The sequence below is a fragment of the Paraburkholderia sp. CNPSo 3281 genome (assembly GCF_024206515.1).
GTDB lineage: Bacteria > Pseudomonadota > Gammaproteobacteria > Burkholderiales > Burkholderiaceae > Paraburkholderia > Paraburkholderia nodosa.
This window is the reverse complement of sequence record NZ_JAMBPS010000030.1, coordinates 18,225-30,347: the sequence shown is the minus strand read 5'-3', so window position 1 is coordinate 30,347 and position 12,123 is coordinate 18,225. Positions and strand designations below refer to the sequence as shown.

Sequence of the window (12,123 nt, the reverse complement as noted above, 5' to 3'; positions counted from 1 at the left end):
GAACGGTTTAGTCTCCGAATATATCACGATGTGACATTTCTTCCCGACAACGCCCGCCACATCAGCATCGCGGCCAGGTGTATGGCCGCGAAGCCGGCCACAAGTCCGGCCGCTAGTCGGCTCAGGCCGGCGCCTGCTGCGGTGTCTTCGCCTGGTGATAGAGCCCCGAGATCAAGTCGGCCTGCGTGATGATGCCCGCGAGCCTGCGTTCGTGATCGACCACCGGCACATGATGGTGCCCGCGGCCCGCAAAAATACGCACGAGTTCGACGATCGGCGTCGTGTTCGCGACGGTCAGCACATGCGTGGTCATCAGCGTGCCGACGTTCTGGCCGGACTCGGCGTGCGGCCGGAACAGGCGCGCGATCGCATAAAGCATGAGACGCAGCGGATGCCGTTCGCGTCCGTCGGCGGCGAGGTCGGCGCGCGTGACGATGCCCTTCACCTGATGATGCGCGTCCACCACGGGCAGCGCCTTCACGTCGTGGCGCTTGAGCAGCGAGCGCGCTTCGCCCACGGTCGTCGCGGGCGTGATGCTCACCACATTGGCCGACATGACATCGGCGCACGTCAGTTCGCCGAAGCTGCGCGCGTACGCGCGGATTTCGGCGTCCTGGAGCACGGCTTCGAGGTCCTCGGTGTCGATGTCGAGCATTTCGTCGCGCTCGCGCAGCACGGCTTCGAGGTCGGCGCGCGTGAAGCCGGCTTGCGCGGGGGCGGGACCTGCTACCCGCGGCCGCGCGGCGTGCGGGTAGCGATGCCCCGTGGCGGCGTGATAGACGAGCGCGCCGCCGAGCAGCAGGAACGACTGGAGCGCGACGGGCACGAACACGAATTCATAGCCGAGCGCATGTACGGCCGGGCCGCCCAGCACCGCGGTCAGCGCGACCGCGCCCGAAGGCGGATGCACGCAGCGCAGCGTAAACATCGCGATGATCGCTATGGCAATCGCCACGGCGGCGGCTGGCACGGGGTCATGTATCCACATCGCCGCGGTCACGCCCACGGTGGCGGAAACGAGGTTGCCGCCGATGATCGACCAGGGCTGCGCGAGCGGGCTGGCGGGCACGCCGAACAGCAGCACGGCGGAGGCGCCCATGGGGGCGATCAGGTACGGGATGGCCGGATCGCCGCCAAGCAGCCGGTGCGCGAGCGCGCCCGTCAGAGCGATGCCGACCAGCGCGCCGCCGCCCGAGCGCAGGCGCTCGCGCCATGTGATGGTGACCCTGGAGGGGGTGAAGCGGGTGAGCCAGCGAAGGACCTTGAAGCGTGACACGATTCGGAACGGATTTGAAACGGATGGGGAGCGCAGACGGCTCGGCGCCGCCCAAAGAAAGCGGATTATATCGCGATGTGATATATATCGCGACACTTAGTCGCGGCGGTGTTGTACCGAGGATGCGCGTCAGGCGGGAATTTTGGGGCCGCAACTGTAACCGTGCAGCGGGTGGTGGCAGGGGAGGGAAGAGAGGGAGCGCCGCCACAGGGGAGCGGCGACGCCTTTAAGGCCGACCAGCGAACGGTGGCCGACGGTTCGAACTACAGCCGGTCTTGGCTGGCACTAGCCAGCATCAGCCAGCATGCGGCGGCTGGCCCGCGAAACGCGGCGCAGGCGCGCCGTTGGGATGGCCATCGGGGTGGCGGTGATGGCCGGCATTCGCATTCGCATTGGCGTTGGCGTTCGCGTTGCGGTTCGGCGCGGGCGGCGGACGATGGGCAGCGGTGTGCGCCGGCGGATGCCCGCCCGGCTGCGGCCGGTAGCCATGGGGCGGCGCGCCGTGCGGCTGCATCGTCACGCGCACGCGCTGGGGCTCGGGCATGCGCGCGTGCTGCATCGGCAGATGGCCTTCGTTGTGCGCCATCACCACGCGCAGTTCCGCGCGGCGATGCAGGACTTCGCCGCGCAGGTCGCCGCGGCCATAGTAGCGGCGCTGGCGGTGGCCGTCCGGTCCCGCGATCCAGATATACGTGCTGCCGCCGGCGTAGACCACGTCGCGGTCGAGCACGACCGAAACATAAGCGTCGTAAGGCTGCGGCACATAGACGGGTTGCGCGACGACGACAGGCGGGGGCGGCGGCGGGGGAGCGACGACCACGGTCGTGGGGCGCGCGGGTGCGGTGGCGACGCGGGGGCTTGAGACGCAGCCGCTGATCAGCACGGTTGCGGCCAGGGTTCCGAACAAGACAGATGCAGATGGCAGAGCGCGTGGTTTCGCGTGCAAGCGGGACTCCGGAATGAGGGGTTGCTGGTCCCGTGTGTTAACGGCAAATGCCCGAGGCGCTTGAGCAAGCGCCCCTTCGGTGCGCGACCCCATCGCGTTCAGCCATCCGTTTTTCGCATACCAGCGTTGCCAATTTGTGATTTTACGATGGCATATCGGCTTCCTATACTCGCCCGGAAAACGTACCGATGAAGTACCGATTCCGGAGACAGCCCCGCCATGAACGCCCCAGACCGTGCCGCCGTAGACGCCGCATCGCTAGCCGCATCCGTTTCGCTCGACGATAAATACACGCTGGAAAAAGGCCGCGTGTACATCAGCGGCACCCAGGCGCTGGTGCGCCTGCCCATGCTGCAACAGGCGCGCGACCGCAAGGCCGGCCTGAATACCGCGGGCTTCGTCTCCGGCTATCGCGGCTCGCCGCTCGGCGCGCTCGACCAGTCGCTCTGGAAGGCGAAAAAGCATCTCCAGGCCCACGACGTCGTGTTCCAGCCCGGCGTGAACGAGGACCTCGCCGCGACCGCCGTGTGGGGCACGCAGCAGATCAACCTCTGGCCCGGCGCACAGCGCGACGGCGTGTTCGGCATGTGGTACGGCAAGGGCCCCGGCGTCGACCGCACCGGCGACGTGTTCAAGCACGCCAACTCCGCGGGCAGCGACGCGCGCGGCGGCGTGCTCGTGCTCGCGGGCGACGACCACGCGGCCAAGTCGTCCTCGGTCGCGCACCAGTCCGAGCACGCGCTTATCGCGGCGGGCATTCCCGTGCTCTATCCCGCGAACGTGCAGGAGTATCTCGACTACGGGTTGCACGGCTGGGCCATGAGCCGCTACTCGGGCTTGTGGGTCGCCATGAAGTGCGTGACCGACGTGATCGAATCGACCGCCTCGATCGATCTCGACCCGGACCGCGTGGAAATCGTCACGCCGGCCGACTACACCATGCCCGAAGGCGGCCTCAATATCCGCTGGCCCGACACGCCGCTCGCTCAGGAAGCGCGCCTGCTCGACGAGAAGTGGTATGCCGCGCTCGCCTATGTGCGCGCGAACCGGCTGAACCGCGTGGTGATCGATTCGCCGCGCGCACGCTTTGGCATCATGACCGCGGGCAAGGCGTATCTCGACGTGCGCCAGGCGCTCACCGACCTCGGCCTCGACGACGAAACCTGCGCGCAGATCGGCGTGCGCGTGCTCAAGGTGGGCTGTGTGTGGCCGCTCGACGCGCAGGACGCGCGCGGCTTCGCCACCGGGCTCGAAGAAATTCTCGTGGTGGAGGAAAAGCGCCAGATTCTCGAATACGCGCTCAAGGAAGAGCTATACAACTGGCGCGAAGACGTGCGCCCCAAGATCTACGGCAAATTCGACGAGCGCGACAACGAAGGCGGCGAATGGTCGGTGCCGCGCGGCAACTGGCTGCTGCCCGCGCACTACGAACTCTCGCCCGCGCTGATCGCCAAGGCGATTGCGCGGCGTCTCGCGCGCGCCGACGTGCCCGAGGAGGTGCGTGCGCGCATGCTCGCGCGCGTGGCGATCATCGAGGCGAAGGAGCGCGAGGCAGCGAAGCCGCGCGTGACGGTGGAGCGCAAGCCATGGTTCTGCTCGGGCTGTCCGCACAATACCTCGACGAACGTGCCTGAAGGCTCGCGTGCGCTGGCGGGCATTGGCTGCCACTACATGTCGATGTGGATGGACCGCAAGACCGAAACGTTCAGCCAGATGGGCGGCGAGGGCGTGGCGTGGCTCGGCCAGATGCACTTCTCGGGCGACCAGCACGTGTTCGTGAACCTCGGCGACGGCACCTACTTTCACTCAGGACTGCTGGCGATTCGCGCGGCCATCGCATCGAACGCCAACATCACCTACAAGATTCTCTACAACGACGCGGTGGCGATGACGGGCGGCCAGCCCGTGGACGGCGTGCTCACCGTGCCGCAGATCGCGCATCAGGTGCATGCCGAAGGGGCGAAGCGCATCGTCATCGTCACGGACGAGCCGCAAAAATACGACGCGAAGATCGTATTACCGCCTGGCGTGGACGTTCACCATCGCGACCAGCTCGATAGCGTGCAGCGCACGTTGCGCGAAATCGCCGGCACCACCGTGCTGATCTACGACCAGACCTGCGCCACCGAAAAGCGCCGCCGCCGCAAGCGCGGCGCCTATCCCGACCCGGCGCGCCGCGCGTTCATCAACGACGCCGTGTGCGAGGGCTGCGGCGACTGCTCGGTGCAGTCGAACTGCCTTTCCGTCGAGCCGCTCGATACGCCGCTCGGCACGAAGCGCAAGATCAACCAGTCGTCGTGCAACAAGGACTTTTCGTGCGTGAAGGGCTTTTGCCCGAGCTTCGTGACGGCCGAGGGCGCGCAGTTGCGCAAGCCGCGCGCGGCGAACGTGTCCAGCGCCGCATCGATCGATTTCGACGCGTTGCCCATGCCGGTGCTCCCGCAACTGGCGAAGCCTTACGGCATTCTCGTGACGGGCGTGGGCGGCACGGGTGTCGTGACGATCGGCGGCCTGATCGGCATGGCCGCGCATCTTGCGGGCAAGGGCGTGACCGTGCTCGACATGGCCGGGCTCGCGCAAAAGGGCGGCGCCGTGCTGAGCCACGTGCAGGTGGCGGCGACGCCAGCCGCCTTGCACGCCACGCGCATAGCCACGGGCGAGGCGCGCCTCGTGATCGGCTGCGACGCGATCGTCTCAGCTTCTGGCGACGTGCTCTCGCGCACCCAGCATGGCGTGACAGTCGCGGCGATCAACAGTGGTGCGACGCCGACTGCGGAGTTCGTCAAGAACCCCAAGTGGACGTTCCCGGGCGCACAAACCGAGGCTGAACTGCGCGCGAGCATCGGCGAGGGCTGTTCGTTCGTGGACGCCAATGCGCTCGCGCTGGCCTTGCTCGGCGACACGATCTACAGCAACCCGCTGCTGCTGGGCTACGCGTGGCAAAAGGGCTGGCTGCCGCTCGAACTCGCGCATCTGCGTCGCGCGATCGAACTCAACGCCGTGGCCGTGGAGAAGAACCAGCAGGCGTTCAACTGGGGGCGCTACGTCGCGCATCATGGTGAGGCGGTCGTGCGCGCGCTCACCAAAACACCGGCAGAAGCGCAAACCATCGTTCTGCGCATGCCCGAATCGCTCGACAAGCTGATTGCCGCGCGCGAAGCGTTGCTCACCACGTATCAGAACGCCGCCTATGCGGAGCAATATCGCCACGTCGTCGAGCGCATTCGCGTGAAGGAGACGGCGCTCGGCGGCGACGTGAAGCTGCCGCTCACGCGCGCCGTGGCCGTGAATCTCGCGAAGCTCATGGCCTACAAGGACGAATACGAGGTTGCGCGTCTGTATGCCGATCCTGCGTATCTGCAGAAGCTGCGCGAGCAGTTCGAAGGCGAGCCGGGACGCGACTACAAGCTGAACTTCTGGCTCGCGCCGCCGCTGTTCGCGAAGCGCGACGAGCACGGTCATCTCGTGAAGCGCCGTTTCGGTCCGTGGGTGCTGCCGGTGTTGCGCACGCTGGCCCGCATGAAGGGGCTGCGCGGCACGGCGTTCGACGTGTTCGGCAAGACCGAAGAGCGTCGCGACGAACGCCGCTCGATTGCGCAATACGTGGCGCTCGTGGACGAATTCTGCGCGAGCCTCGACGCGCAGCGCCTGCCCGCCGCGCTGCAGCTGGCGGCGCTGCCCGACGAGATTCGCGGCTTCGGCCACGTCAAGGCGCGCAATCTCGCTGCGGCCGGGAAAAAGCAGGAGCGCTTGCTGGCCGACTACCGCACGAGCGCCACGCAGCGCGCCACGGCGTAACCCGCCAACAAGGATCAGGGCAGCAGGCGCCTGCCGATCAAGCGCGGCAGGCGCAGCGCCAACCCGCTCACGAGTCGAAGATGCATGCCCGCGAGCAGCAGGTTGTCGCGCACGTAATTGAAATGCGAAACGCCGCCTTCATCGGCGCCGAAGTAGCGCACCGGTGCTTCGATCTGGATCGGCCGCACGCCGGCCCAGCACAGGCGCACGGCGGCCTCGGGATCGAAGTCGAAGCGGCGCATCCACGTCTGGCTGTGCATGATCGCCTTGAGCGGCGCGATCGGATACACGCGAAAGCCGTAAAGCGAATCGCCGATACCGGCCCACAGCGTCTCGAAGTCGGCAAAGAGGTTCGAGAGGCGTCGTCCCTGCACGCGCAGTTGCGGCGCGCTCGCGTCGAATTTCGGCAGGCCCAGCACCATGGCTTCGGGCGCGGCCTGCGAGGCGGCCATGAATTCGGGAATCAGCGCGGCGGGGTGCTGGCCGTCGGAGTCCATCGTCAGCACGTGCGTGAATCCGCGCGCCGCGGCGGCTTCGAGCCCCGCGAGCACCGCGCCGCCCTTGCCCCGGTTGTCGGGCAGCACGATGACGTGCAGGCCGGGGTCGTCGTTGGCCATGGCCTGCAGGCGCGCGGCGCTGCCGTCCGTGCTGCCGTCCACCACGACCCACACGGGGTTCCATTGCGCGCGTGCGCCGCGCACGGTCTCGTCGAGCTTGGCGCCCGGGTTGTAGCTCGGGATCAGGACGAGATGCGTGGACGAAGGCGTGGACATGGCAGCGGGCGCTTCCACCGCGTGAGACCCTGAAAAAATTTTAGGTCGCGCCGCTGCGCGCGCATAACCGCCGGGGCGGAGGTCCGGCGCATCGTGCGCGGGGACTTCGTATCCGGATGCTTCGGCGCTCGCGCCCGTGCTCGTGCCGGGCGCGGAGCGCGACTGCCGCTTTGCGTCGAAGGGTTGCACAGACACTCGTATTTCCTCAGAGGATGCAGCAGCGGAAAACGCGCCGCGTGTTCAGGCCAGGCCGCCGTTGATCGAGAGCACTTGCCCTGTCACGTAGGCGGCCGCGTCGGACACCAGGTACGCCACCATGGCCGCGACTTCCGCGGGCTGGCCGGCGCGCCGCGCGGGCACGAGCTGCTTGATGCGCTCGGCGGGAAACGCGTGCTCCGACATCGGCGTGGCAATAATGCCGGGCGCCACGGCGTTCACGGTAATGCCGCGCGAAGCCAGCTCCAGCGAGAGCGATTTCGTCGCGCCGATCAGGCCGGCCTTCGCCGCCGCGTAGTTCGCCTGGCCGCGATTGCCCATTACACCCGCGAGCGAGGCGATGTTGACGATGCGTCCGCGGCGTGTGCGGATCATCGGCATGAGAAGCGGCTGCGTCACGTTGAAAAAGCCGTTGAGCGAGACGTCGATCACGCGATGCCATTGCTCCCGCCGCATGCCGACTAGCGGGGCGTCGTCGTGAATGCCCGCGTTGTTCACCAGGATCTGCACGGGCGCGTCTTCCACGAGCCGTGCGAGCGCGGCTTCGGCCGCGTCGGCGTCGGTCACGTCGAAGGCAATGGCGTGCGCGCTGCCGCCCGCCGCGACGATGCGCTGCACGATGGCCTCGGCCTCCGCCAGCCGCCGGTTCGCGTGCACCCAGACCTCGTGGCCCGCCTGCGCGAGCGCAACGCTGATGGCCTGCCCGAGTGCGCCGCTGCCGCCTGTCACGAGTGCACGCATGGGGTTTCCTCCCTCAATCCTGGCCAGGTCCTGGCCAGCGCCGGCAGTCATGGCACCGCGCGCCGCGCACGTCAGCGCACGCGGTGCGCCGCGACATAGGCGGCCAGCGTGCCGAGCGTCGCGAAGATCTTTTCGTTTTCCGGATTGTCCGAGCGCAGTTCGAAGCCGTACTTCTTCGAGATCAGCAGCGCGATTTCCAGAATGTCGATCGAGTCGAGCCCGAAGCCTTCGCCGTAGAGCGGGGTGTCGGCGCTCACTTCGTCGAGCGAGACATCTTCGAGATTCAGCTCTTTCACGATCTGCGTGGCGAGCTCTTGTTCCAGTGCGTTCATCATGCGTGGGCTCTCCGGGCGTGCAGGCCGAAAGCGCCGGCCGCCCGTTTTTAGGGTTCGTTTGATGTAAAAGTTACCAGGATTCTAAGTGAAGGGTATCGGTGCGTATACCGTGCTCCCAGACGAAAGGGTTACAGAGGGTCGGTGCCAGGCGGCGCGCATTTTTGGGATCGGAACGCGCGAGACGCTTGCACGGCTTCGGGCCTGTCTGGATCGGACAAAAGCCCTGCCTGGCGCGATTCCGAACATTCAGTTACAAACCGGCGTCTGGCGGGACAGGTGATCGGGTCCCGCCAATCTTAAAATGTGCGTGCCCGAACAGGCTTGCAAGAAACCGGCCCGATACTTGCATTTCTTATGATGTTTCGTGGCGCTTGCCACACCCTACGATTCACTTACGACTTCATTTGCGATATTTGCCAGATGCCTTCTTCGCTCAGCCAGACCGCCCTGGGGCACACCGGGGCCATACGCCCCCCGGTGCCGTGCGCACGGCAGGCTGGCGCGCGCGTACGCGGAGGCGGGCGGTGAGCGCCGTGGCTGCGGCGGCGCGCGCGGCGCTTGGCGTGGCGGCGGTGGTCGCCTGGCAAGTCGGGGCGCACTACGCGGTGGCGACGCCGGGCGCGCACGGCTTCGGCCTTGCCATGGCGCTCGTGCCCCCGCTCGCGATCGCGCTGGCCGCCGTCGCGCGCTCGCCGCGCCGGGCGTGGCTGCTGCCGCTCTGGACGCTCGTGGTGCTCGCGCTATGGTTCATGCGCACGCCGCTTGCTTTGCACTTTGAATGGGGACTGTATCTGGAGCATGTCAGCTTCAACCTCGCGATGGCGCTGCTGTTCGGGCGCACGCTCGCGGCGGGGCGCGTGCCGCTTTGCACGCAGTTCGCGTCGATGATCCACGGCGGCACGCTGACGCCGGCCGTCGCGCGCTATACGCGCCAGATCACGCTCGCGTGGACGCTCTTTTTTGTCGCGATTGCCGGCGTTTCGACGCTGATGTTCGCGGTTGCACCGATCGTCGCGTGGTCGACGTTCGCCAACTATCTGGCCTTGCCGCTCGTGGCGGTGATGTTCGTCGCCGAGCACGCATGCAGGCGTTTCGTGCTGCCTGGCGAGCCGAATGCCGGCATGCTCGACGCGATCCGCGCATACCGGCAGACGACCCAGGCGCACGCGGAGCAATCCTGATCATGGATGCCGCTCGCCAGCCTGAATCAAAGCAGGGAACAACGCAGGAATCCGTATTGACTGAAGTTATGCAGACTCATCCGCTCGTTTTTCATACGTCGCCCGACCAGGTCATTGCCTGGCGCGACGGCGCGCCCGTCACGGTGCGCGCGTTCCTCGCCGATGTCACGCGTGTGGCCGCGGCGCTGCCGGCGGGCGGCCACGTGTTCAACGTCTGCCGCGACCGCTACCGCTTTACCGTCGGCCTGTGCGCGGCGCTCGTGTCCGGGCGCATCAGCCTGCTGCCCTCCACGCAGACGCCGGAAACGGTGCGCCAGCTGGCCTCGTTTGCACCCGACGCGTTCTGCCTGCACGACGCGCCCGATTGCGCGATCGATCTGCCGCGTTTCGCGTATCCCGAAGCCCAGCAGGAAGCCGACGAGCACGTGCCCTTCGTCGTCCCGCAGATCGACGCCTCGCGCGTCGTGGCTTACGTGTTCACGTCGGGGTCCACCGGCGCGCCGGTGCCGCATGGCAAGACGTGGGGCGTGCTGGTGGCGGGCGTGCGCGCGGCGGCCGAGCGGCACGGCCTTGTGGGCGCGCACGACTGCACGATCGTCGGCACGGTGCCGCCGCAGCACATGTACGGCTTCGAAGTGACCGTGCTGCTCCCGCTGATCGGCGGCTTCGCGTTCAGCAACCGGCTGCCGTTCTATCCCGTCGATATCCGCGATGAACTCGAAGCGGTGCCGCACCCGCGCGTGCTCGTGACCTCGCCGATCCATCTGCGTGCGCTGCTCGCCACCGATCACGCGCTGCCGCAGGCCGAGCTGGTGCTCTCCGCCACCGCGCCGCTCTCGGAAAAGCTCGCGCTCGAAGCGGAAGCGCGCCTGAAGGCGCCGCTGGTCGAAATCTACGGCAGCACCGAAACCGGCCAGATTGCCACGCGCCGCACCGCGAAGGGGGCGACGTGGCAACTGTTTCCGAAGGTTCGTTTCGAAGCGCGCGAAAGCGCGGCTCCGGACGATGAAGGCCCGACGATGTGGGTCTCGGGCGGCCACGTGGAAGCGCCGGTGCCGATGGGCGACGCCATCGAACTGCTCGATGCGCAGCGTTTCCTGTTGCACGGGCGTAAGGCTGACCTCATCAACATCGCGGGCAAACGGACCTCGCTCGCCTACCTCAACCATCAGCTCAACGCGATTCCGGGCGTGGTGGACGGCGTGTTCTTCATGCCTGACCACCTCGAGCACGACGCGCACACGGGCCACGACGTCGTGCAGCGCCTCGTCGCGCTCGTGGTCGCGCCGACGCTTGCGCTCGCCGGGCTGCAGCGCGCGCTGCGCGAGCGCATCGATCGCGCGTTTCTGCCGCGTCCGCTCCTGTTCGTCGATGCGCTGCCGCGCAACGACACCGGCAAGCTGTCGCACGACCTGCTCGCGGCGTTCGTCGCGCGGCAGATGCGCGGCGGCCTCGCGCCGGCCGCGAAGGACGCGGGCGACCGTTTGTCCACACCCGCGTCCACGCTTTCGTTCACGATTCCCGCCGATCATCCCGCGCTGCCCGGCCACTTCCCGGGGCACCCGATCGTGCCCGGCGTCGTGCTGCTCGATCACGCCATCGACGCGATCGGCGACGCGCTGAACCGGCCGTTCACCACGTTCAAGCTCAGCACCGCGAAATTCCTGAGCCCGGCCGCGCCCGGCGAAACGCTCGACCTCGCCTGGGACGCGGCGGCGAGCGGCGCGGTCCGCTTCACGCTGCGCGCGGGCGCGCGCGATGTCGCGAGCGGCGTCATCAGCGACGAACCCGCCGACGCACCCGGCGCCGAGCCGCTCACGCGCGCGAGCGCGCAAACCGGAGCGCAGCCATGACGAAGCGCACCGACTGGGCGAACCAGCAGGAGCGCAGCAACACGCTGCTCCTGCGCGTCATGACGTGGCTCTCGCTGCGCCTCGGCCGCCGCGCGGGCCGCGCGCTGCTGCATTTGATCGCGCTGTATTTCGTGCTGTTTTCGCCGCGCGCGTGCGCGTCCTCGCGCGACTACCTGCGCCGCGTGCTGGGCCGCCCGGCGCACTGGCGCGACGTGTACCGCCACGTGTTCACGTTTGCCTCGACGATCCACGACCGCATCTATCTGGCCAACGCGCGCTTCGACATGTTCGATATCCGCCCGCACGGCCATACGCTCGTGGACGAGACGCTTGCCAAGGGGCGCGGCGTGTTCCTGATGGGCGCGCATCTCGGCAGCTTCGAGATCGTGCGCGCGCTCGGCCGCACGCGGCCCGACCTGCGCGTGGTCGTGACGATGTACGAAGAGAACGCGCAGAAGATCAACGCGACGCTCGCCGCCGTGAATCCCGCGGCGAAGCCCGAAGTGATCGGGCTCGGCCAGGTCGGCTCGATGCTGAAGGTGCACGAGCGTCTTGACCAGAACTGCATGGTGGGCATGCTCGCGGACCGCACGCTGCTCGCCGGCGACAGCGCCACCATGCGGCGCATGGCGTTTCTCGGCGAGCCGGCGGCGTTCCCGCTCGGGCCGCTCTACATGGCGGCGATGCTCAAGCGCCCGGTGCTCTTCATGACGGGCCTGTATCGCGGCGGCAACCGCTACGACGTGCATTTCGAAACGCTGGCGGACTTCACCGACGTGCCGCGCGAATCTCGCCAGCGCGCCATCGACGCGGCGCTCGTGCGCTACGTCACGCTGCTCGACCGCTATTGCCGCATGGCGCCGTACAACTGGTTCAACTACTACGACTTCTGGCAGGGCGGCATGCAGGGCGCGAAGGCTGGCGCACCGGCACCCGCGCCGGCACCGGCAAGCGTTGCGCCCCGTGCGCCGGCGCCGGCCCCGCTGCGCCGCCGCGAGACGCGC

At 67.8% G+C, this 12,123-nt stretch carries 8 protein-coding genes and 1 pseudogene; 4 read left to right on the top strand and 5 right to left on the bottom strand.

The features are described from left to right. Positions 1–121: 121 nt before the first annotated feature. Both M3I56_RS25365 and M3I56_RS25360 read right to left on the bottom strand, forming a co-directional pair. Positions 122–1,276 carry an HPP family protein gene (locus M3I56_RS25365; protein ID WP_254356265.1) on the bottom strand — a complete coding sequence of 385 codons (1,155 nt, stop codon included), beginning with the start codon at positions 1,274–1,276 and terminating at the stop codon, positions 122–124. A 295-nt stretch (positions 1,277–1,571) separates the two neighbouring features. After that, entirely contained in the window at positions 1,572–2,183 is a 612-nt protein-coding gene (locus tag M3I56_RS25360; protein ID WP_254356264.1) for a hypothetical protein, read from the bottom strand. A 258-nt stretch (positions 2,184–2,441) separates the two neighbouring features. Here M3I56_RS25360 and M3I56_RS25355 point away from each other — a divergent pair, with 258 nt between their 5' ends. After that, positions 2,442–6,020, top strand: a complete 3,579-nt coding sequence (locus M3I56_RS25355; protein WP_254356263.1) for an indolepyruvate ferredoxin oxidoreductase family protein — start codon at positions 2,442–2,444, stop codon at positions 6,018–6,020. Between the two features lie 14 nt (positions 6,021–6,034). On the opposite strand, the gene M3I56_RS25350 is transcribed toward M3I56_RS25355, so the two are convergent. The 3 genes from M3I56_RS25350 to M3I56_RS25340 form a co-directional block, all read right to left on the bottom strand. After that, on the bottom strand, positions 6,035–6,793 hold the full coding sequence (locus M3I56_RS25350; RefSeq protein WP_028202436.1) for a glycosyltransferase family 2 protein: 759 nt from the start codon (positions 6,791–6,793) through the stop codon (positions 6,035–6,037). A 240-nt stretch (positions 6,794–7,033) separates the two neighbouring features. Next, the gene (gene fabG, locus M3I56_RS25345; protein WP_254356262.1) at positions 7,034–7,750 is read right to left on the bottom strand and encodes a 3-oxoacyl-ACP reductase FabG; all 717 of its coding nucleotides are present in this window, start codon (positions 7,748–7,750) and stop codon (positions 7,034–7,036) included. Positions 7,751–7,821: 71 nt separating this feature from the next. Beyond that, entirely contained in the window at positions 7,822–8,082 is a 261-nt protein-coding gene (locus M3I56_RS25340) for a phosphopantetheine-binding protein (RefSeq protein WP_028202434.1), read from the bottom strand. A 527-nt stretch (positions 8,083–8,609) separates the two neighbouring features. On the opposite strand from M3I56_RS25340, the gene M3I56_RS25335 reads away from it, so the two are divergent. The 3 genes and pseudogenes from M3I56_RS25335 to M3I56_RS25325 form a co-directional block, all read left to right on the top strand. Next, positions 8,610–9,266, top strand: a complete 657-nt coding sequence (locus M3I56_RS25335; RefSeq protein ID WP_254356261.1) for a hypothetical protein — start codon at positions 8,610–8,612, stop codon at positions 9,264–9,266. A 68-nt stretch (positions 9,267–9,334) separates the two neighbouring features. Next, positions 9,335–11,119: an AMP-binding protein gene (locus M3I56_RS25330; protein WP_254356314.1), complete on the top strand. Its 1,785-nt coding sequence runs from the start codon at positions 9,335–9,337 to the stop codon at positions 11,117–11,119. Then, positions 11,116–12,072 (top strand): annotated as a pseudogene (locus M3I56_RS25325) (acyl-CoA synthetase); the annotation flags it as partial. The gene M3I56_RS25330 and the pseudogene M3I56_RS25325, both read left to right, overlap by 4 nt. Positions 12,073–12,123 lie beyond the last annotated feature (51 nt).

What these genes read in the sequence shown, in the direction of transcription:
- fabG (WP_254356262.1), bottom strand. Translation starts at nt 7,750, where the DNA reads ATGCGTGCACTCGTGACAGGCGGCAGCGGCGCACTCGGGCAGGCCATC.
- M3I56_RS25355 (WP_254356263.1), top strand. Translation starts at nt 2,442, where the DNA reads ATGAACGCCCCAGACCGTGCCGCCGTAGACGCCGCATCGCTAGCCGCA.
- M3I56_RS25350 (WP_028202436.1), bottom strand. Translation starts at nt 6,793, where the DNA reads ATGTCCACGCCTTCGTCCACGCATCTCGTCCTGATCCCGAGCTACAAC.
- M3I56_RS25340 (WP_028202434.1), bottom strand. Translation starts at nt 8,082, where the DNA reads ATGAACGCACTGGAACAAGAGCTCGCCACGCAGATCGTGAAAGAGCTG.
- M3I56_RS25330 (WP_254356314.1), top strand. Translation starts at nt 9,335, where the DNA reads ATGCAGACTCATCCGCTCGTTTTTCATACGTCGCCCGACCAGGTCATT.